Source organism: Nitrospira sp. Nam80 (genome assembly GCF_965152575.1).
This window is the reverse complement of the sequence record NZ_OZ224216.1, coordinates 2,313,380-2,335,636: the sequence shown is the minus strand read 5'-3', so window position 1 is coordinate 2,335,636 and position 22,257 is coordinate 2,313,380. Positions and strand designations below refer to the sequence as shown.

Annotated in this window: 17 protein-coding genes and 1 pseudogene; 17 read left to right on the top strand and 1 reads right to left on the bottom strand. The window is 55.3% G+C overall.

The genetic code is table 11. The features are described 5' to 3' along the window. The first annotated feature begins 9 nt into the window (after nt 1-9). The 17 genes and pseudogenes from ACWGXE_RS10945 (at nt 10) to ACWGXE_RS10865 (ending at nt 19,557) form a co-directional block, all read left to right on the top strand. Nucleotides 10-1,593 (top strand): Gfo/Idh/MocA family oxidoreductase, encoded by a 1,584-nt coding sequence (locus ACWGXE_RS10945; protein ID WP_447603661.1) that lies wholly within the window; start codon nt 10-12, stop codon nt 1,591-1,593. A gap of 91 nt (nt 1,594-1,684) precedes the next feature. Continuing rightward, a complete protein-coding gene (locus ACWGXE_RS10940; RefSeq protein WP_447603659.1) occupies nt 1,685-2,356 on the top strand; it encodes a class I SAM-dependent methyltransferase in 672 nt (223 codons plus the stop codon). A 195-nt stretch (nt 2,357-2,551) separates the two neighbouring features. Next, on the top strand, nt 2,552-3,346 hold the full coding sequence (locus tag ACWGXE_RS10935) for a class I SAM-dependent methyltransferase (protein WP_447603657.1): 795 nt from the start codon (nt 2,552-2,554) through the stop codon (nt 3,344-3,346). 1 nt (nt 3,347) lies between these two features. Then, complete coding sequence (locus ACWGXE_RS10930; protein ID WP_447603655.1) at nt 3,348-4,331, top strand: polysaccharide deacetylase family protein; 984 nt, start codon at nt 3,348-3,350, stop codon at nt 4,329-4,331. 69 nt (nt 4,332-4,400) lie between these two features. Next, nucleotides 4,401-5,858 (top strand): hypothetical protein, encoded by a 1,458-nt coding sequence (locus ACWGXE_RS10925; RefSeq protein WP_447603653.1) that lies wholly within the window; start codon nt 4,401-4,403, stop codon nt 5,856-5,858. Then, a complete protein-coding gene (locus ACWGXE_RS10920) occupies nt 5,845-7,188 on the top strand; it encodes a hypothetical protein (RefSeq protein ID WP_447603651.1) in 1,344 nt (447 codons plus the stop codon). The genes ACWGXE_RS10925 and ACWGXE_RS10920 overlap by 14 nt, the downstream gene beginning before the upstream one ends. A 642-nt stretch (nt 7,189-7,830) precedes the next feature. Beyond that, nucleotides 7,831-7,971 (top strand): annotated as a pseudogene (locus tag ACWGXE_RS10915) (DapH/DapD/GlmU-related protein); the annotation flags it as partial. A gap of 425 nt (nt 7,972-8,396) precedes the next feature. Next, nucleotides 8,397-9,194: a hypothetical protein gene (locus ACWGXE_RS10910; protein WP_447603649.1), complete on the top strand. Its 798-nt coding sequence runs from the start codon at nt 8,397-8,399 to the stop codon at nt 9,192-9,194. Nucleotides 9,195-9,442: 248 nt separating this feature from the next. Further along, on the top strand, nt 9,443-10,228 hold the full coding sequence (locus ACWGXE_RS10905) for an FkbM family methyltransferase (protein ID WP_447603648.1): 786 nt from the start codon (nt 9,443-9,445) through the stop codon (nt 10,226-10,228). 8 nt (nt 10,229-10,236) lie between these two features. Then, nucleotides 10,237-11,505: an O-antigen ligase family protein gene (locus tag ACWGXE_RS10900; protein ID WP_447603647.1), complete on the top strand. Its 1,269-nt coding sequence runs from the start codon at nt 10,237-10,239 to the stop codon at nt 11,503-11,505. Then, complete coding sequence (locus ACWGXE_RS10895) at nt 11,435-12,613, top strand: glycosyltransferase family 4 protein (RefSeq protein WP_447603645.1); 1,179 nt, start codon at nt 11,435-11,437, stop codon at nt 12,611-12,613. The genes ACWGXE_RS10900 and ACWGXE_RS10895 overlap by 71 nt, the downstream gene beginning before the upstream one ends. Before the next feature lie 50 nt (nt 12,614-12,663). Further along, the gene (locus ACWGXE_RS10890; protein ID WP_447603644.1) at nt 12,664-13,452 is read left to right on the top strand and encodes a class I SAM-dependent methyltransferase; all 789 of its coding nucleotides are present in this window, start codon (nt 12,664-12,666) and stop codon (nt 13,450-13,452) included. Further along, nucleotides 13,440-15,353, top strand: coding sequence for an asparagine synthase (glutamine-hydrolyzing) (asnB, locus tag ACWGXE_RS10885; RefSeq protein WP_447603642.1), 1,914 nt, complete (start codon nt 13,440-13,442; stop codon nt 15,351-15,353). The genes ACWGXE_RS10890 and asnB overlap by 13 nt, the downstream gene beginning before the upstream one ends. A 17-nt stretch (nt 15,354-15,370) precedes the next feature. After that, nucleotides 15,371-16,474, top strand: coding sequence for a lipid II:glycine glycyltransferase FemX (locus ACWGXE_RS10880; protein ID WP_447603641.1), 1,104 nt, complete (start codon nt 15,371-15,373; stop codon nt 16,472-16,474). Nucleotides 16,475-16,519: 45 nt separating this feature from the next. Next, nucleotides 16,520-17,323: a class I SAM-dependent methyltransferase gene (locus ACWGXE_RS10875; protein WP_447603640.1), complete on the top strand. Its 804-nt coding sequence runs from the start codon at nt 16,520-16,522 to the stop codon at nt 17,321-17,323. A gap of 147 nt (nt 17,324-17,470) precedes the next feature. Beyond that, a complete protein-coding gene (locus ACWGXE_RS10870; protein WP_447603638.1) occupies nt 17,471-18,511 on the top strand; it encodes a Gfo/Idh/MocA family protein in 1,041 nt (346 codons plus the stop codon). A gap of 161 nt (nt 18,512-18,672) precedes the next feature. After that, entirely contained in the window at nt 18,673-19,557 is an 885-nt protein-coding gene (locus tag ACWGXE_RS10865; RefSeq protein WP_447603637.1) for a glycosyltransferase, read from the top strand. Nucleotides 19,558-20,621: 1,064 nt separating this feature from the next. On the opposite strand, the gene ACWGXE_RS10860 is transcribed toward ACWGXE_RS10865, so the two are convergent. Further along, a complete protein-coding gene (locus ACWGXE_RS10860; RefSeq protein ID WP_447603636.1) occupies nt 20,622-21,560 on the bottom strand; it encodes a hypothetical protein in 939 nt (312 codons plus the stop codon). Nucleotides 21,561-22,257 lie beyond the last annotated feature (697 nt).

Below are 22,257 nucleotides of genomic sequence, written 5' to 3'. Positions count from 1 at the left end.
GCAAGAGCCATGGGAGGAATCGCGGTCATCGGCGCAGGCTATTGGGGCAGGAATCTGGTGCGCAATTTCCATACTCTGCGATCATTGGAGGTCGTGTGCGATGCCTCGGCAGAGATCATGGAGGACCTTCGTCAACAGTATCCGGACTGTCGTTACGTCTCCGCGTATGAGGCTGCTCTTGAAGACCCTTCCGTTCGAGCCGTCGCCATTGCCACGCCGGCGGAGACGCATGCATCGCTCGTGCGCGAGGCTTTACGAGGCGACAAGGATGTCTTCGTCGAGAAACCCTTGTGCCTCTCGATCGACGAGGGGCGAGACTTGGTGGCGCTGGCCCGCGAGCGACAGCGGATCCTCATGGTCGGACACCTGCTTTGGTATCACCCGGCCGTTCTCAAACTGAAGGAACTGATCGTCAACGGAGAACTGGGACGTATCCAGTATATCTATTCCAACCGGCTTAACCTCGGTAAGTTTCGGCGAGAAGAAAATATCCTCTGGTCCTTCGCGCCTCATGACATCTCGGTGATTTTGGGATTACTCGATCACATGCCGGAAGAGATTTTCTGCCACGGCGGCAATTACCTTCATCAGCAAGTCGCAGACGCCACGGTCAGTCTCCTGTCCTTTCCCAGCGGCGTGAAGGCCCATGTATTCGTGTCATGGCTGCACCCGTTCAAAGAACAGAAACTGGTGGTCGTGGGAGACCGAAAAATGGCCGTGTTCGATGATGTCGAAAAGAAGGACAAACTGCTGCTCTATCCGCATGCAATCAACTGGAAAAACCACATGCCGATTGCGAGCCGCGCGGAAGCGCAGCCGGTCGAGTTCGAGGCGGCCGAGCCGCTGCGATCCGAATGCGAACATTTCCTTGAGTGTATCCATTCCCGTCGCAGGCCGCGCACCGACGGCGAGGAAGGCCTGCGGGTGCTGACGATTCTGCAGGCTTGTCAACAACAGCTGGAAACCCGTCACCCCGGCAAGGCGTTATCGCGACCCGTCAAGACACAGGATTACACGGTTCATGAATCCGCCAGCATCGATGCGGATGTGCAGATCGGCCAGCGCACCGCCATCTGGCACTTCTCCCATATCATGAAGGGCTCGCGCATCGGACGAAATTGCCGCATCGGTCAGAATGTCGTTATCGGCCCTAACGCCATGGTCGGCGACGGAGTGAAGATTCAGAACAACGTATCGGTTTACGAGGGAGTCGTATTGGAGGATGACGTGTTCTGCGGTCCGTCCATGGTCTTCACGAACGTGATCAATCCTCGGAGCGCCATTCCACGGATGGCGGAGCTTCGACCGACTCTCGTCAAGAAAGGCGCCACCTTAGGCGCCAATTCGACCATTTTGTGCGGCATCACGATCGGCGAGTATGCCTTCGTCGGGGCCGGCGCAGTGGTGACGAAAGATATACCGCCCTATGCCTTAGTGATGGGAAACCCGGCTCGGCAGGCGGGCTGGATCTGCGTCTGCGGGATCCGGCTGCAAGACAATGGGTGCGCGCCGACTTGCGGGATTTGTCAAAGGCGATATGTGAAGACGGGCAATAAGTTGTCACAACTTCACGAAGACGCTGTCCCCGCTTAGAGGGCTTACTCGACACAATCAACCAATTGTATGTCCAGCACCTAAATCATCTACCGGCTCAAAAGTGGGTACACTTTTCTGATCGTTCACGATGCCTATATCAAGCACACCGCAGGGTAACATCACTCTTTTTTCCCCAAAGTTGCTGCCTAGGGCTGCGCGGATAAAGACGAGCAGCGTAGAGCCGCCCACGTTCAATGTGCTGGGCTTGATCCAACGCCTGCGGTTCTGGCTCCTTGTTTCCCTCCTCCCGAGGCAGCGGCTCTCTCGACTTCTTGAAGTTGGTTATGGGAGTGGCATTCTGCTACCCGAATTGGCACAACACTGTGATGAGCTGTATGGGATTGACATTCACCCTAATGCAGCACAGGTATTGCACAATCTTCGGCACTATCAGGTAGACGCGAAATTGTTGTGCGGAAGTGCGTTTACACTTCCTTTCGATGACCAAACATTCGATTGTATCGTAGCCGTGAGTTGTCTGGAGTATATGGATCCACTTGATGGTGTCGCGCGAGAGATCAAAAGAGTCCTCAGAGCGGACGGGTGTTTTATTTTTGTCACCCCCGGGGACTCACCTCTCATTGATCTTGGAGTGAAGCTGTTAACCGGCAGGAGCCCGAGAAAGCACTATGGGGATAGAAGAGCTTCCTTGATCCCTACATTGCTGCAGTCATTTGTTGTTCAAAAAGAATTGGTTACCCCCCGCATCGGCGGCAGGTTAAGCACTTTCTATCGAGGAATGAGGCTTGGAGTCTCTTAGCCAAGCAGAATGTTGATATAGGAGAAGCTTGTGATGACGCCCAGTGGTCTTAGGAACCATGCCATGATTGCCGCGGAGCCATGTCCTTTGCGGATCTGCCCGTTGTGTAAGAATCAGGCTACTCACGAAGTATATAACTTCGCGACGTTTTACGTAGTGCGCTGCCAATACTGCCGCAACTCGTGGCGAAGCGACATGTATAGCAAGGCGAAGATTGACCAAATTTATGGCAGTGAGTCGTATGCGAAGAACAACTATTTCTCAGATGAGTTGTCAGGTGACATCACGCTATCACAGCGAAGAGTCAAGGATTATGACCGCGCATTGAAATATGTAGAGAAGATGGAGGGGACTGGCAGATTGCTCGATATTGGCTGCGGAGCAGGCGTCTTTCTTGGTATGGCCAAGGCACGAGGATGGGATGTCTCTGGAGTCGAACTCAGTCCCAAACTGGCATCGTTATGCCGACAACAACTAAATGTGCCGGTGGCGAACGGACAGTTCGAAGATACTCAGTTACCGCTAGCTGCATACGATGTTGTCACGTTATGGGACGTAATTGAGCATGTCATTGACCCTATGGCCTGCTTGCTAAAGATCAAAGGATTGGTCAGGCCCGGAGGGATTCTGATTTTTTGCACGCCGGACGAGGACAGTCTCCTTGCCAGGACCGGCTTGGCTTTGTATAAGGCAACAGCGTCGCGCTATTCGTATCCGGCATTTGCTCTACATCCCCCCTATCACACGTATTTCTTCTCAAGAAAGGGCTTTATAAGGGTACTCAATGAACTAGATATGCGGGTCATTAACTCCTACTCGCAGGAGGCGTTTTTTGAGCATTCTGATCTTGCCACCCCACTGCAAAAATTGGGGATCACACTGATAGAAAAGGCTGCCGGATTGATCGACCGTCGGTACGAAATGGTTGTCTTCGCGAGGGTTGGTACATGTGAGACGACAAACACCATGCGTGAGAGATGCAGGACATGAGATGAGAACGGGTTTCCCGGACGTCGAGAGGCGGGTCGCAAGCCTATCACTCGACCTTGATGATAAATGGGCCTATTTGAAAACAAATGGAGATCCAAGCTGGAGGTCGTTCCCTTCATATTTGGAGCTTCTCGTACCGCGGACGTTGAAGTTTCTTGTATCTCAGGGGGTGAAGATCACCTTCTTTATCGTGGGCCAGGATGCAGCTCTTGACAAAAATCGTATGCTGCTGAGGGCGATTGCCGACGACGGCCACGAGATCGGCCATCATTCATTCTTTCATGACCCCTGGCTTCACCTTTATTCACAGCATGAGACCACGGCGGAAATCGCGAAGGGCGAAGAGCACATCGAGCGGGCGACCGGTCAAAGGCCGGTGGGATTTCGGGGACCTGGTTACAGCCTTTCCCGGGCTACTGTCAGCGAATTGACGCGGCGAGGCTATCTCTATGATGCAACAACGTTTCCGACGTTTCTTATGCCAGTCGTCCGCCAGGTTTATTTCGCTGCTGCAAAGTTCAGCTCGGAAGAGAAGCGCCAGCGCAAGTGGCTAGGCGGGAGATTGCGCGACGGCCTGCGCCCCAACAAACCGTACTATTGGAATATGGATGGGCGGAAGCTACTTGAAATTCCTGTCACAACATTGCCTGGCTTCAAGTTGCCCATGCACATGAGCTATCTCCTCGCACTGAACCAAGTATCTCGTAAGCTTGCTCTTGGCTACCTAGACCTGGGTCTACGGCTATGCCGCCTGACCGGCGTGGAGCCGTCTATGGTGCTTCATCCGACAGACTTTTTGGGTCTTGAAGACGGACAAGGCTTGTCAATTACTCCCGGAATGGTGCTTCCCCTCGAGAGCAAGTTGGAGTTCGTGAGCGATGTTTTCCACAAGTTGCTGACGACGTTTTCCGTTGTCACGCTTCGCCGGCATGCCTCCATTGCGGGTCAGCGTCCTGGTCTCCCGGTCATCAATCCTTTGTTCTGACGGTGATGCGTCGCCGCCGCCTCGGCTCGCGATAGGTGGCCTTCGGCGGCATCTTCATCGATCGCCATTATGAGCATTATTATCGGTTGTGATAGTTTTCTGGCGCTTCGCAATGTTCGTACCGGAGGTCTGGGGCAATGGCTCGCGGGAGAGAAGATCCTGGTATGGGTGGATCCCCAGCATCTTCCCGGTTCTCGTTGCGTCCAGCCGGAAGGCACTGAAATCGGATGCCTCGAGGCGTTTCATGTTCGGCAGGACGCCGTTCTGGATAGGTTTCTGGCACGGGTTGGCTACGCGCGAAAATGCTACTATGATCCCCCGACAATCTGGGCGGATTTTCTGTACAGCAGCCATCGGAACAATCCGACAAACCTGCTGCGTCGAGCAGCGAGTACCGGACGAGCCGCAGGAAGATTTGCTAGATTCTGGCTGGCGGGGCGGACGGGCATGGCGCAGCGGTGGCGGCAGAAGTTCGCCTCTGTTCTTCGACAACACACCATCACAGACATTTACCGGCAACGATTGCGACGCGAGGGCGCGGCGGTCGTGGCCAGCTTCTCTCCCGAAGGGTTTCGAGAAATGGCTGTTATTGAAGCGGCCAACTCTCTCGGTATTCCGACGGTTGTCATGATTCGATCCCGCGACAATTTGGCCTCAAAGATTCCGTTTCTTCCCTTCGCTGATGCGTACTTGCTATGGTCCGATGTCCTCCGGAAGTACCTGCTTGCCATGTACCCTGAAATTCCCTACGACCGCGTGCATGTAACGGGAGCTCCGCAGTTCGACCGGCATTTGGACTCATCTTATCGCTTATCGCGAAGCGACTTCTTTGCATTAATAGGTCTGGATCCGAACCGTCCATTGATCGTGTATACCATGGGTGTGCCGGGTGTGATCGCCCATGAAATCGAGGTCGCTCAGCATCTGGCGGAAGCGGCCCATGCCGGACGTTTCGTCCGGGGGGCACAATTATTGGTTCGCGGTCATCCGCGAATGTTCGGCTCCGATATCAAGTTGCTTCGTACCGAATACCCCGAGGCCCGCAGCTATCCGTCCCCCACGAAGGCGGTGTTTGGAGGGCCGGAACACGAAGCTAATGTCGTGCGCCATATTCTTCAGGATGAACCCGTTCATTTATCGTTGCTTGCGTATCAGGATGTCCAGGTGAATGTCTGCGGGACTATGAACATTGATTCGGCTATCCTCGACAAGCCCATTGTCAACGTCTACTACGACTCAGTGCCGGGGCTGCCCCCCGGCGCCTCGACACGACGCTTCTACAAGCGTTCTGATATCAAACAAATGATGTCCTATGGAGCCTCCAGCCTGGCTCGTGATCCCCAACACTGCATCGAGCTGGTGAACCGTTACCTGGAGAATCCGGCGCTGGACGCCGCGGGCCGGGACCGCGCGCGAAAAGAAGATTGCGGTCCGCTCGACGGCCAGGCCGGCTTGCGCACCGCTTATATTGTTGAGAAATTATGCCGGAAACACCCAGTCGTTGAGCCGAGCTATGAGTTTCGGTGAGAGCCTCGATCAGCGCTATCTCGACTTTACGGTTAAGACGAATGAGGTATTTGCCCGGTTTCCTCAGATCGAACCCCTGCGTCACTTTATTTTCAAAGACTTATTCATTCGGCCGCGATGCTTGCCAGTAGAAGAAGTCATCAAACACTGGATCGCCCCGCTCGTGCACAGACAGCGCACTGCCGGCGTCCTGCAGAAAGGGTCGATTCTTATCTGGATCGAAAGTGCGCGCGACATCATACGGGATACCTTAATGCCTGTTTTCCTCGAGCTGGCGCAGCGGAAAGAGCAGGTCCAGCTTGTTTCCTTTAACGGACCCGACCATCTGCCGGTCTCCACGGTTAACTTTCGATTTCCTGCCGCCTGTTTCATTCCCTCCTGGGGAAGGGAGGCATGGAGTGCTCTATGCGATACAGAACAACGGTTAAGAAATCGATCTCATGAGCGATCATTCTATTACGCCTGCGCGAATGTCCAGAGTTGCCTTGAAGAGATGAAGCGCATGCTCGGAACCATAACGCCCCGCGTGGTTGTCACGGCCTCGACTCAGCTGATGGGTGGATCCGCCCTGCTGGTATCAGCGCGTGCAAACGGGATCCGAACGGTCCTGCTGCAACATGGCCTTTTACAACCGTTTCATTTGCCCATGGTGGCGGATGTGATGTGCACGTGGGGACGAACATCGCTCGATACGCTTACCGCGCTGGGACTTGATCCGAAACGTGTGCGGGCATTGGGAAGCCCGCGACACGACACCATGCGCCCGTCGCCGGACGGTGAAGCAAAGCGCCTCCTCGCGCGCAGTCTGTCTCTCAACAACCATTTCACACTGGCCTTCTTTTCAAACGGAAATGATCTACTTCGCAACGGAAGAGCCCCGGCGGAGTGTGCGTCCTGGCTCGAAGGCGTCGCAAGACATTTCCGGGATCGGATCAATGTCATTGTGCGCCTGCATCCGAATGAAGATGGATCGTTGTACGGAGAATGTCCCCATCTGATCGTGACGAAAGATCGCCCTGAGCTTGATCTGCTTCTGGATGGTTCCGACTGCGTGGCCTCGCTCTGTTCCACAGCCATGCATGAAGCGCTCTTGTACAAGAAACCTGTCTGGCAATTGTACGCGGACGGATGGCCTGACCTAGCCGCCAACTGGCGTGATGGTCTCGCCACGCGAATCTATTCTGAGGCGCACCTTGGCCAGATGGTCGAACGTATGCTCGACCCGTTACACCGGCAACCGCTTGCCGACGATAGTACAGGAAAAGTATTCACGAATCACGGTCGTGCAACTAAAGCGGTGGCGGATTTTGTTCTCTCGCAAGCGAACTGACCGTCCGGCGGACGGGAATCGGTAGTTTGCAAATCGGCCTCCAGTGGACGCTGCGCGACAAACGATCCGAGATTTGGCAATCGGCCTTGCAGGAATTCTTAAATGGTGGCGCCGTTGGCTCCGGATAGGTGGCTCCCGGCAGACATATCAAGCGGCGCATATGAGGCACGTGGGACGGCCGCATTGCGCAAGTGCCGTCATGTCATATTCAAGATTGGACGAAGCCCTCGGACCTGCATGCGCTTGTTGGTGGATCGATGTGGTGTTCCGATCTGGTTGCGTTGTCTTGGGGTTCAGGTCGGGGCTGGTTGTTCGTTTGTCGGCCGCCCGGTCGTGACATTGGTTTCGGGTGCCAGGATTACGCTCGGCGATCATGTGAAGATGTTTAGTCGATTCGACAGCAATCCGGCCGGCCTTCCTCACCCAACAATCCTTGCAGCATTGTCAGCCGATAGCGTTATTGCGATCGGTGAGAGAAGCGGTTTATCCGGAGCATCAATTGTCGCGCGCGTTGGAATCACCATAGGTCGGGATGTTCTCGTCGGAGCAGGAGCCTGTATCTGGGATACCGATTTCCATCCTCTCGACCCGTGGCGACGCCATGAGAACCAAACACGTGATGCCCGCTGTGCTCCAATTTGGATTGGAGACGACGTATTCATTGGGGCCCGTGCCATCATTTTGAAAGGTGTCAGAATCGGCAGCGCGGCGGTGATCGGCGCGGGCGCAGTGGTGGCCAGGGACATTGAACCCGGGCAAATTGTGGCGGGAAATCCCGCGAGACCCATCGGCGCGGTTCATCGGAAGCCGGAAGTATGACGCAGATTGTGGGACAACGCGCGCGTGAAGACAGCGGTGGCAGGATCTTGCTTCTATCGTGGACGGTTCCTCCTGAAACTACTGGATCAGCTGTCATAGTAGGAAATCTTGCGAAGCAGTTTACGCGTTCGGAGATGGTCATCGCCGGAGAACGTCCGTGCGATCGACCGCCGGTGGTATGGAAGGATGAATGGCCCGAAATCGTCTATACCAACAATGCCTGGCCGGCTTTGCGGCGCGGCGCGAGATGGTGGCGAAGATGCCAGCTGCCGTTCGTGTTTCTTCGCTGCTGGCGGATAGTCCGACGATGTCGATGTACACGGCTGCTTCTGATATTTCCGAGCGAAGACATACTGCTGGTCGGGTATCTTTTGACGAGAATAACCGGCATGAAACTGTATCCATATTTCCACAATACATATGTGGAACAGCGCACACCGGGCGGGGTCGCTCATAGATTCGCCGCTTGGCTGCAGGCCAAGGTGTTTTATCACGCGCGCCATGTTTTTGTAATGAGCCAAGGAATGGTCGACCTCTATCGCGAGCGCTATCCCCATGTGACTCGCTGCTCGGCCCTTGTTCATTCCTTTAATGACGACATTCCCGAGGCCCCCGCTTTCTCTCCGCCTGGGGCGAGAGATCCAGTCCGCGTGACCTTGTCCGGGAACATAAATGCATCTTGTGTGGATGCGGCCGTACGTTCTTGTGCGGCCCTGGCGCAACTTAACGGCAGATTGACGGTGTTGTCCGGGACGCCAAGAGCGTATTTGCAGCAACTAGGTATACTCCGCGAAGGCGTTCAATATGAGACCGTATCGCGCGACGATATCGTGCGGCGGCTCGGCGAAGCTGATATTGTGTTATTGGCTCACGGGTTCACTGGTCCATTGTCCCAAGAGGAATACCGCACGATTTTTCCCACAAGGACAATTGAATACTTGATTTGCGGACGTCCCATACTGTTGCACGCACCGGCGGATTGTTATCTGACGCGCTTTATGGAGCAATATCGATGCGCATTAATCGTTAATGAGCCGCGTGTCGAGTCAGTTCGAGCCGGCATCCGGCGTCTCTCGGAAGATGCTGATCTCCGCATCACGTTGGTCCGCCAAGCCTTGAAAGCCGCGGCCCTGTTTCGTGCTCCTGTCGTAGCCGGAATGCTTCGTTCCATCCTGAGTCAAACATGACGAATCCTACAGCCGATACGTCAGCCGATCGAAGCCTATGCGAGGCGCGTAAACCGACTCATGCAGACAGCTCACAGGCTCGCCGGTTCAACGGCCATCGTCGCTTCACTTGCGCGGGGGACGATCTTGTCCGGCCATGCACAAGAGCCCTACGTCGCGCCTTCGGTCGCCCGATCAAGCAAGCATGGTATTGGTTAAAGCGCACATGGTTCCACCTGCGCTGGGAAGCCTTCCGGAGCCCTCCTTTCATGACGTCATACCGGCGTTTTGCACTGGTCTATCCGTCCGGCGATCACAGTGTCATGCGTTATGCCACCTCGGGCGCGTATGAACCTCTTGTCATGAAATATGCGCGGACGGTTTTAGAACCAGGAAGTGTAGTGGTTGATGTAGGAGCAAATGTCGGTCTGTTTGCGTTAGGGATCATCGACATGGTCCCGGAGTCCTTCGTGCATTGCTTCGAGCCTTCACCCGTTCCGTACCATTGTCTGGAACGCACGATCCGACATAACGCCCTGGGGCACCGTGTCAGGCTCAATCCGGTTGCGCTGTCCGAAACGCAAGGCACTGTGGATTTCTTTGTGCACGACCAGGATAAGTCCGCCTATGATGGAATACGGGACACCGGCTGGATGGGGCCGACCTTGCGAACTTCCGTGACAGCTATGAGTCTCGATGGCTATCTCGATTCGGTCGGTGTCACGAGGGTCGATGCGTTGAAGATTGATGTGGAAGGAGGAGAGCTGTTGGTCTTGAAAGGCGCCGTACAGACCTTAAGGAGGCACAGACCGATCGTGATCCTGGAAATCGCTCAGGTAAATCTCGACGCGTATGGGTTACTGGTGGACGATATCTATGAATTCTTTCAAGGTCTCGGATACTCGGTCCATAGGATTGACGGATCGCTGCTGACGCGCGAACAATACATGCTCTCGACCACAATGGAATATGAGTTTGTCGCCCGTCCAAGCGCAGGAACTACAGAAACAGTATCCCGAAGTGATAGAGCAGTCGGTATTCGCATTCAGGCTTGAGAGACAGCATGAGAGACTCCATTCCGACATCGGTGTTCGAGCGAGTTTTACTCTTGCTCACAATTGTCGCCTTACCCGCCGACGACCATTTTCGTATCGTCCCCGGCTATAGCATTTTGTTTCTTTTGTTTGTTGTCCTGGGGATCTATGTCCTGGCGGTCCGGTTCGCGCAATTACTCATCACGCTGAGCCAACCCACCATTCTGGCCTGCCTGTTGTTTCTTGCCTTGGCAGGTCTGATCGAGTTCACTCATCCTCTGTCGAGCTATAGCGAACTGATCCGGATCGCTCAAATGATCCTCGGCGGTATCCTTATCGGCTCAATTTGCAGGGACCTGCAGGCGATCCGGATGGCCTGTTACGGGTATTTGGTCGCCGGCGTTTGGTTGTCAGTCCTTCTCTTTCTGACTTCCTACGGCGCGCTCAATGCGGCCACCGCTAGTGACTTCCATGAAGCGTCTCAGTTGCGTGATGCGGCCTTTGACGAGAATCCCTTGCAAGCGAATTTGAATACCATGGCCTTCGGAGCGGGCCAGGCTGCAATCGTCGCGCTCGCGTGGGCACTCTCTCGGCAAGAATCGCGTTTTCGGCTGTTGTTTATCGGTGTCGGGCTATTCTGCCTGGTAGGGGCCTTCTTGCCTTTGTCCCGAGGTGGCGTCGCCATTACTATTATATCCTGCGTGAGCGTGATGTATGCGTTCGGGCTCCGCCATGGCAAGGCGCTTCTCATTGCGGTCGTCATTGCTGCGACAATTGCCAGTGTAGTGCCTCAGGCAGTGTGGTCACGGATGTCGTTCTCGTTTGAAGAAAAAGAGGGAAAAATTGAAGGACGAGCCTTGATCTATCAAGCGGCGATAGATCATCTTCCGGACTACCTGCTTACGGGTGTAGGGGCGGGAAACTTCTGGTCCGGATGGGGACGGCGCAGCGAGTTTGCCACATACGGACGCACCGGGGGCGCGCACAATTGCTTTTTCCAGGTAACTCTCTACTGGGGAATGCTGGGAGCGGCGGCCCTGGCTCTTGTATTTTGGAATGCGTATCGATGCGTGCCTCGCGCCTGCAGTCGTGAGGCGTCGGCGCTTTGTCTACTGGGCATAGGGGTGGGCCTGCTGCTGTTTTCCATGGTCGTCCATAACTTGTATTCAAAGGAATTCTCTTTGGGACTCGGGTTGCTCGTGGGAGCGCGCACATGGGTTTGGCCATATGGTGTGGTTTACGCAACACCTCAGCCCCCGACTGTCGAGGTCTTCGATGTTATCGGAGAGACGGCCTAACACGAGCCGAATCCTATACGTCGTGGGGCAGTTGTCGCGCGGAGGACTTGAGCGACAACTGTACTATCTGATCACAGGAATGGATCGCACAAAGTATCGTCCTGCAATAGTGGTTTGGAACTCCGGCAGTTCCGGTGGGTACATGTCGCAGTTACGCGCCTTGGGAGTCCCGCTTTATCTTTTTGACCAAGGTTCCTCACCGATTTCTAAGTTGATCGCGCTTCGTGGCATTGTCCGGGAACTTCGCCCAGAAGTCGTGCATTCCTTCAGTTTTTACACCAATTGCGCAGCGTACCTCGCAGGAGTGCGCACGTCGACCTTAACTATCGGCTCATTACGGAGCGACATACATGCCGACATCCGCCGCGTGGGAAAAACCATCGGACTCTTAAGCGCACGATGGCCGCCTCATCAGGTGTCCAATAATTTCACCACCGCCGAACATCTGCGATTTGCGAAAAGGGTATTCGCCCCCAAGCACGTTCATATCGTGCGGAATGCCGTCGATTTGCAGCTTTTTCGAGATCACGGCCGCCACAGCCAATTAGGGAACACTATTGTTGGAGTGGGATCGCTGCTTCCGGTCAAACGCTGGGATCGTCTACTGACCGCCGCCTACCGTCTCAAGTGCCAAGGATATCGTTTTGTGGTCCGTATTGCCGGCGAGGGACCATTGCACGGTGCGCTTCTTGAGCAGACGGCCAGACTTGGCATCAGCGCGGAAGTCACATTTCTCGGCGAGGTCACCGATATTCCGCAATTCATTTCAGAGGGGACATTTCTCGTTCATGTGTCGGATACGGAAGGGTGTCCCAATGCAGTCATGGAAGGCATGGCGTGTGGACGGGCCGTCATTGCAACCCGGGTCGGCGATGTGCGGTATCTGGTTGATGACGATCGCACCGGATTCGTCGTCGATTGCGAGGATACTGGGAAATTGGCCGATCGTATGGCAAGACTCCTCGATGACCCGGAACTGTGCGCCCGCATGGGAATGCTGGGACGGCAAAAGGCAGAACAGGAATTCGGGATGATGCGTTTCGTCGATGACATGTTAGGCGCCTATCGCGTTGCTGGCTGGCGGGACGTGACCTGTTTGTCCGCCTAGTTCATATGGATCGCGCAGCAATAGGCTGGCGAGTAGGGGAGATCATAACAATGAGCATCGAGCCGAGGAGCCAGAAGCTGGAAGCGGCCGGAAGACTTGTCGGCTATGCGACAGGAGCCCGGTATCGGATGCGCGGGGATTTTCTGTTCTCTGGAGTCCCTCTCTTCGGCGCCCATGTGCTGGAAGTCGGCTGCGGAACTGGAGCATGGGCCATCTGGGCGGCACTTCATGGCGCCGAGCATGTTGTCGGGATCGAACCAGGCGCTGACGGAAGCAGCCAGGGCACGCTCCATAATTTACGGTGTTCCATTACGGAGCTCGGCTTGGAAAGCCGGATTGAGGCACACGCCGCGTTCCTGCATGAATTGCCGATGCCTGAGCGGCCCTATGATGTAGTGGTCATGTATAACGTGATCAATCATCTGGATGAAGAGGCGGTGGTAGTCCTCGATCGCGATCAAAGCGCTCTAGCGCGCTATGTCGATCTCCTGAAAGACCTACGATTGCGCATGCGGTCCGGTGGATGGCTCATCATTGCGGATTGCGGACGGGATAACTTCTGGGTCCGGCTTGGTCTGCGGTCTCCATTCGTTCCTTCGATCGAATGGCATAAGCATCAAAATCCACGTATCTGGATCAGTGTTCTCGATCGAGCCGGCTTCCAGACCATAGACCTGCGCTGGTCACCGCTCCAACCATTCACCAAACTGACCGCAAACCGTTTCGTTCAGTACTTGACCTGCTCTCACTTTGTTCTCCGTCTCCGAGCGCGGGTAGACCCAGACACGTCTCGACTCGAGCAGTTTCCTCTAACAGGGCGTCTTCAATGTGTGGAATAGCCGGCTGGTTAGGCCCACAACCTGAGGCGGAATGGTACGCGGCGCGTCTGGCGAAGGCTTTACGCCATCGCGGTCCGGACGCCACAGGTATGCAATCCTGGTCAAGAGCGACGCTCATTCACACTCGCTTGAGCATCATCGATTTGTCCACGACCGGAGCTCAACCGATGGCGAATGAGGACGGAACGGTCTGGACGGTGTTCAACGGAGAAATTTACAACCACCATGATCTACGTCGGGATTTGGAACGACGAGGGCATGTTTTCCGCGGGCATTCGGATACGGAGGTTCTTCCGCATCTATATGAAGAGTATGGGCCGGATTTTCTCACTAGACTACGCGGCATGTTTGCATTGGCCATTCTCAATACCCGAACAATGTCCTTAGTTTTGGCACGCGACCGGTTCGGTATCAAACCTCTTTTTTACGCGCCTTCCGTGGGACGCATGGCCTTCGCAAGCGAGATCAGGGCTTTGCTTCCCTTACCCGGTGTAGACCGGCAGCCTGACCGGCAAGCGGTGTATGACTTCGCGGCGCTCTTTTACATTCCGGCACCGCAGACGTTCTACACCGGAATACGCGCGCTGTTACCAGGCGAGTTACTGGAGGCCCGACTCGACGGCCACGAGATCTATTGGAAGAAGCGATATTATCATCGTTGGTCGATCGCGATTGACAACGATCTGACTCTCGACGAGGCTGCCGATCGAACTGAACAGCTATTGACGACCGCCGTGGGTCGGCAGATGGAAAGCGAAGTTCCAATCGGCGGATTTCTAAGCGGCGGAATCGATTCCTCCCTGGTCAGCAGCGGCGCGCAGGCCTCGCTGGGAGGCGCTCTTCGAACGTTCAACGTGCGGTTTTCTGACGAAGCTTACGACGAGACATGGGCGGCGGTCGCCGTAGCCCGCCATATCGGCAGCAATCATACGGTGCTCGATATGGACGACATTCAGGGGACATGGTCACAGATCATAGATCTCCTTCTCCATGCAGGGCAGCCGTTTGCCGACACCTCCTTGTTTGCCACCAGCGCCATTTGCCGGATGATGCGGAACCATGTGACCGTAGCCGTCTCGGGGGACGGCGGTGATGAAGCATTCGGAGGCTACAATACATATTGGCAACTCGATAGGATCCTGCGGATGCAATACTTGCCGCGTTACTGTTCGTATGGCGCGGCGATAACACTTTCGGCCTTCGCTGCAGTCGGGCTTGCCCCGGATCACCTGGCTTCCCGGGTGCATGACTTCACGGGCGCTGATGACGTGGCGATCGTTCATTTGTTGTCCTGTTGGATCAGAGAAAAAGAGCTTGGTCGGCTTTGTATCGACTATGACAAGGTTCTTCCCATACGCCGCCTGTTTGAGCCACAGTGGGATTATCAACTCGGCAAGAGAGCGAGTCGGTTAGAGCGCGTATCGGCCTATGCGACCGAAGCCGGTGTGCGACTTAATCTGCCAAATGACTATCTTTTCAAAGTCGATACCGCGAGTATGAAGCATAGCCTCGAAGTTCGAGTACCGATGCTGGATGAAGACCTGTTCTCGTTCGGACTCTCGCTTCCTCACCGGCTCAAGGTCCAAGGCAAGATTTGCAAACAAGTGTTACGGACAGTTGCCGAGCGCCGCCTGCCCCCCGCAGTAGCTCATAAACAGAAGGCAGGATTCTCGATACCTATCGATTCATGGGTTGAGGCGGGGTTCAGAGATCGGCTCAGAGAGAGTTTACTTGGGACCGCTAGCCTGTTACCAAACTTTTTCCATCCCGAAGCCTACGGCCCCGTCGTGGAGGCGTTCTGCGAGCGACGGCGCTGCCCGGGTATTTCCCGTCAGGGGTTGTATCAGAGGGTCATCATGCTATTGTCGCTTCAATTGGCATTGGAATCCCGGCCTGTCTGAGCCCTTCCGCTTCCCTCATGCCGATACGGTTATTCCAGACCAACGAAGAATATGCGTCATGGGATCATTATGTCTCTGAGGTCCCCGGCGCGCACTATTTTCAAACATACGGCTGGCTCAAATCATATGAACCGATGGGATTCACGCCTCATGTGCTTGCCTATGAGGTGGACGGCGCCATTCAGGGCGGCGTGGCTTTCATGAGCGCTAAGGTGCCCTTTGCGCCCTGGCGCATCTTTATCTTATCCCATGGTCCGCTTCCCATCGACCCGCATAGGCCCAGTTGGATGTCCTTAATGCAGCGAGTCGACCAACTGTGTCGAGAACGACGGGCAATTTCTATAACCGTTTATCCCCACGAGCTCGCGAATCAGACGACTCTGTTTCGACGGTTTGAAGAACTCGGCTTTACCACTTCCACGATGTTGACGAGCCACAGATTTAGCAGCACACCGGTGACAGTCGATCTCACAAATAAAACAGAAGCCGAGTTATTGATGTCTTTTCGTCCCAGGACCCGACAATACATCCGAAAGGGGCTCAGCGGGGATCTGGTGATACGGACAGAAGTTGACGGCCGAACTTTTGATGCCATTTATGCCCTGCTGGTGGAGCATGGGAATTTAAAAGGGTACCACCCCCGTCCTTATTCCAGTGTCAAGACCGCCTGGGAATGGTTTGCGCCGCGAGGCGGCGCATGCCTTTACCAGGCGTGGCGGAATGAATGTCTGGCCGGAGCCATACTCGTCATCTTTACTGGATGCACTGCATATTACATCACCGGCGCCGTACGACGCGAATACAGCGAGCACCGTCCCGCTGAGCTGCTTCACTGGCGTGCTATACGTGATGCCATGGCGCGGGGCATCAACGCATATGATTTCACAAGCATGGGGGATGCCGGCGGTTCTCAGTTTAAAGCCGGGTTCAGGCCACTTTGCCAGTCATGGCAGCGCCCACGCACTAAAGTCTACCGCCCTGTAATGGCGCATCTGATGGGCATGACAGATGCGTATTGCCGTCCGTTCATCCGCTGGCTCGCGCGGTATCGTGCGAACGCCGGACCCCATCCGCAAACCGGACGGCTCAATGATCCACTTCCCCAAGGACGAGAACTCTAATCATCCATTATCCGGGGCCCCGCCTTTCCGTCCGAGGAGGTTCACATGAACTTGGCACAGGTGCAAGCAGACTGGGATCAATTAGGCAAGAAGGCGCCATTGCGCTCCATGCTGCCGGCTTCAGTGTGCGGAAAAATTCGGAAGATCGACGAATACTTTGCTTTCGGAAAGACTCAGACCGGGGAAATGATGAGCTTCCTGACCTCTTTGGGGATTTGCCTCGGATCCCGCAGAGCAGTGGATTTTGGCTGTGGCCTCGGCAGATCGACTCAGGCTCTCTCGGAGTACTTTGAGGAAGTGCATGGAATTGATATCGCGCCTTCCATTCTGGAATTAGCACGTGCGTACAATCAGCATCCACAGAAGTGCAGATATGTCCTGAACGGCACTGATGACCTCATGATGTTCGAAGACCGAAGCGTGGATTTCATATGCAGCTTCGGCACACTGCAGCATGTCGCTCCGCGCATATTTGAGAAATACATACGGGAGTTCATGAGGATTCTTGTCCCAGACGGCGTGTTGCTGTTCAACATGCCGTCGGTACCGAAAAAAACCGTTAAAGGGTTGATACTGGGGCTCACGCCCACCTGGGTGATCAATCTCTACCGACGTAACAAGTATGGGCGTGAAACGTATCCAATTCGGCAAGAAGAAGTCATAAGAATCATCAAAGCAGCGGAAGGCACCGTGGTTGATTCCAGAATAGAAGAGGTTCACAACTTTGCAGATTACTGGACCAGCATCCAATATTGCGTGAAGAAATGGGGGCCGGGAACTGGGGTCGACCGATATGACCCATCCCCCAACGGGCCTTTACCCGGCACAACGGTCGGAAGAAGAGTATAGAACGGCGATGTATCAACGATACTGCCGCATAGCGAAGCCCGGCAATTCCAATGGTGCTCTACGTCTCTCCTGTCATCCCGTGGCGTAGACTGACAACGAAGCGAATGGCTTCTGAAGGATGGCGCTGCTCAGGGAGCGATGAATCCAATGAAGATAGGTCTTATTGGATGTGGCGATATCGCACGTGCGCATGCGACCCATATCGGCCAATACAAAACCCGGCATACCCTCGTGGGGGTTTGCGACGTCGACTCCAAGAAAGGCCGGGCGTTTGCTCAGGACTTCGGAGTCCCGGGAGTGTATGAGGACATTAATTCTTTCCTGCAGGAGCAAATCCCAGATGTTGTGCATGTCTTGACTCCCCCACAGACACACGCCGCGCTTGCAATCCCTCTTATTGAGGCCGGCTGTAACGTGCTTGTTGAAAAGCCAATGGCTCTTTCCACCCGTGAAGCCGACGGCATCATTGCGGCGGCGGAAGCCAATGCGGTGAAGCTTTGTGTGAGTCATAATCTCCTTTTTGATCCCGTGATTCAGCGAGCGTGGACCTTGCTTCGAGCAGGGGGCTTGGGAAAACTCATAGGCGTCGACGTGCATTATGGATTCAATATCGCGCACGCCTCTTCACGAGACTGGGTGGAGGAACTTCCGGGCGGGATGCTGCAGAACCTTGCGCCGCATCCTCTTTATCTAGCCTTGGATCTTGTTGGCGATCCGATGGCGGTACGGGTTTCGAAGCTCAGCACCGGGATGCTCGGCCCGGGCAAGCCCGACGAGGTGCGAATAACACTGGAGGGGAAGGAAGTGATTGGGACTGTGGCGGTATCGCTCGGTATCAATCCGAACGTGCACATTGTGCGTCTCTACGGCAGCAAGGCAATCGTTCATGTCGACCTCGCCAGCAAGATACTTTGGACAGAGCGTTTGAGGTCGCTTCCTGGTTGTATGACTCGTGCGGTCATGAATCTAGAATCGAGTACGCAAATCACCGCAGGCATAATAGCGAACGCCATAAGCGTGATATCCGGACGCTTGAAATCTTATCAAGGTCTGGGAAACCTCATTCGCGCCTTTTATAGCAGCATTGAACAAGGCTCTCCCACCCCGGTTTCAGCTCGATCCGCTCGGCGTGTCGTAAACGTCTTCGATCGCATTCACGCGCAGTTACAAGCCGCCGTGGCCTTGTGAGCACGGCGAGCAGCGCACGGAATAATAGTCCTATGCGGGTGTTAATGGTTCTTGCTCCGATTGCCGAAAACAGGCCGGCCGTTTGGGCAGACCGGCAGATTGAGTCGTTGAGGAATTTGGGAGTGGGAGTTCAGAGGTACCTGTTCAAGGACCGACGGTCATTGGGCGGACTGGTAAGCGGCGGTTTAGATATTCGGCGTCAGGCACGTGAGTTTGAAGCCGATCTCGTTCATGTGCATTTTGGCGCTGCACAGGCCGTTGTGAGCGTTGTCTTTTCGGATAGACCGGTGATTATCTCATTCTGTGGCAGCGATCTGTTGGGCAATTACGACCCTCTAGGCCGAAAGACATGGTCAGGCTGGCTATCAGGAGTCCTGTCGCGCATAGGTGCGATCGGCTGCCATCGCGCCATAGCGAAAAGCGAGGAACTTAGACATGCGCTATGGCTTCTTCGATTGCGCAACAAGTGTGAGGTCATTCCAAACGGTGTCGATTTAGACCTGTTCCGACCTATCCTTCGCGATGAAGCGCGGGCTGCACTCGGATGGCATCATCGTGATCCAGTTATCCTTTTCATGGATAGGAAGGGTGCCTGGGTGAAAGACCCAGCCCTGGCTTACGCCGCATATGAGGCGGCAAAGAAGAAGATTGGTGACTTGCGATTGTATGTACTAGAGAATGAATCTCCTAAGAGCATGCCGCTTCTCTATAACGCTGCGGACGCCTTACTCATCACCTCTCGCCACGAGGGATCCAATAACACCATCAAAGAGGCGCTCGCCTGTAATCTGCCTGTCGTGGCGACCGCCTGCGGTGATGCCCACGAGCGGCTGGCCGGCGTCCGTAACTCTTATGTCTGCACGCGAGATCCCGATGACTTCGCCCGACGAATAGAACATATCGTCAGCAGGCGGGAGCGAAGCGATGGCCGCGATCATATACAAGGCCTGTCGCTCGAGCGAGTGGCTATTAAAATTAAGCAAACGTACGAGATGGTTCTCTCAGAAGCGAAAAAACAAGAACGTTTTACCATGCGCACTGATTAAGATCCGTCGTGCCGTTTTCCTCATTCCATCTTTACCTATACTCCCGCATGAGCATCGCGGCCTTGGAGCGATGCCTGCAACAGTATCATGCGGAATGTTCATGATCACAATCGACGACTATGCTTCAGCTCTGGTGCGGCATGGAACGCGCCTTGTCCCAGGCTTCGCCGGCACGTATTGGGCATGTTATGAGTCATGGGCCTTGATGAGAATTCCCACGTTCTGTCTGATGCCCCCGTCACATGATGAAGTGACGCGGGTGCTTTGGCAGAGCCGGTTCGCGGCGGCGTCATATCTGATCCCGACCGATTCGAGTCACTCGGAAAACGCCTGCCTCTACCTATGCCGGGACAAATCCTACAAGCTGGAGAACCTGAATGTCGCTGGTCGGCGGGACGCCAGACGAGCGAATCGTAATCTACAGATTTGTTTTATTGATTGGCCCACCGTGCTGGCTGCCGGATTTCCTGCGTACCGTGACACGCGCGGACGCATAGGACTGTCGGATACCACCCCGCAACACTTCTACAGGCGGATGATGCGCTTTTCGTCTAACCCCTCCCATGTCGCAGTAGGAGCGTGGAAAGAAGACGCTCTCGCGGCGTTCATGACCTTGACCATAGTGGATAACTGGGTCGAAATAGAAGGATGCTTTTCGGACAATGACAACCGGACATCCTGCCCCGCTGATGGTCTTGTCAATTTTGTCTTGCGTCGGTTTCTGACTGAAGGAACCGCTACTATAGTAAGTTATGGCCTCAGTTCCATTCAGGAGGGCCAACATGGAAACGGGTTACATGCCCACAAAATGAAGGTAGGTTTTGAGGCTATCCCGGTGCATAGGGCCTTTGTCCTTCATCCATTACTGCGCCCTCTTGCCAACCGTCTAACGCTGCACGGCGCTAGGCTCGTGGAGCGCCTATTTCCGAGAAACCGCCCCATCAGGAAGGCAAGCGGGATGCTCGCTTGCCTTCTTGATTCGCAGGCTGATTCCAAGGGCCAAAAGACTCCGGTGTGATCATTGAGTCCCTCGGTTTGATCCCTCGCTGCCGTTCCAGCCCATGTCACCTAAGTACAGGCCAACCGCCGATCGCTGCAGGGCTTGGCGGCGAGGTCCCGGTTCCGTCACGGAATTGCTGCACCACGCGGGCATCCGCACTATCGCGCGGGAACGCGCCGGCATGATTCAGCACATCCTCCACGGCCCGGAAGGCATCGGTCGTGGTGACGGCTGGGAAATCAAAGCGCGTCGCGTTGACCTGCAAGCCGCCGTTATCCTGCCAGAGAATGTCCGTCTCGGGCTGACTGTTCTTCGTCCGATAGCGTCCGATGTTGCCTTGCACATACACCGATGAATTCGGGCTGTAGGGAAGACCCGCCATGGTTCGAATCTCGTTGTAGTTTTGATTCTGCGTCCATACGTTGGGACCGTCTTTGAACGCATTGCCGACAAAGTTGACGCGGACCGCGCCGTGATAGGGGTCCACGACCGTCGGCACGCCATTGTGGTCGTAAGCGACGTTGTTCACAAAATCGAGGTCGCCCTGCGTGATCTCTGGCCAGCGCTGAAAGGTGTGGCCGTAGTAGTTATGATGGAAGGAGACGCGTTTCGCGCCATAGCCCATTAAGAAACCTTTGCCACCGCAGGTGTCGCAGCTCAATGCCTCGTACATGAGCGTCCACTGCACGGTTACGAGATCCGAGCCCTGAATCACAAAGATCATGTCGTCCGTGCCCCAACTCGTCGAGCAGTGATCGACGATGATGTCGTGATTCGGCGGGCCGCCCTCTGGTTTGGCCATGATCATGATGCCGTTGGCGTTCACGCCGCGCTCGTCCCACGATTTGGAACCAGGTCGGACGCGCAGATGCCGCACGATGACATGCGAGGCCTGGATTGCGAGACCGCCATCTTTGAGGGCAATACCGCCACCAGGGGCTGTCGAGCCGTCAATCGTGACATAGTCATGCTTGATTTGAATGTCAGACCAGTTGCCCACCACGGGCGAGAGGGCTATTGTGCCGGAAAGTTGAAAGACACAGGTCCGTGGCCCGCTCATCACCTCGGCGCATTCGCGAAGGCTTCCCGGCCCCTCATTGTTCAGATTCGTCACCGGTACCTCGACCCCACCTCGTCCCCCCTGTGCGCACCGTCCGAACCCTTCCGCCCCGGGAAAGGCAATTTGTTTTCCGTCCGGGCAAGGCGCCGCACCAGTATTCGGCGCCGGCGGTGGTGGCGGTGTGGAAGGAGGGGATGAGGTGGGGACCGAAGATGGCGCGGGCGGAGGAGGCGGGGGTGGAGCCGTGGGAGACAAGGAAGGCATTCCGGCTCCTGATACGGTGACCGCATTACTCCCCGCTGCCTGAATATAGCCATCGTTAAGAAGATAGCGAAAGTCATATGTTTGCGTGACCGACGTAACTGGAACGGTGAATGATAAGGTTCCACTGGATCCACTCGGAACGTATCGCCATGCAATAGTGCTGTGGCTGGCGGTCGGCATGCCTGCCAAAAAAAGGCCGACCCAATCTTTGCCAGAATGATTGGCGGGAGCACTCCAAGTGACCATCACCGTGCCGCCGGGTGCCACAACTCCTGGAGATGCGACGACGGTATGCGTTGTAGACGGCGGCGTAGGGGCCGGGGAAGGCGAAGGGCTTGGCGAGGAGGTCCCGCTAGTTGTTGTAGGGGGCACAGAT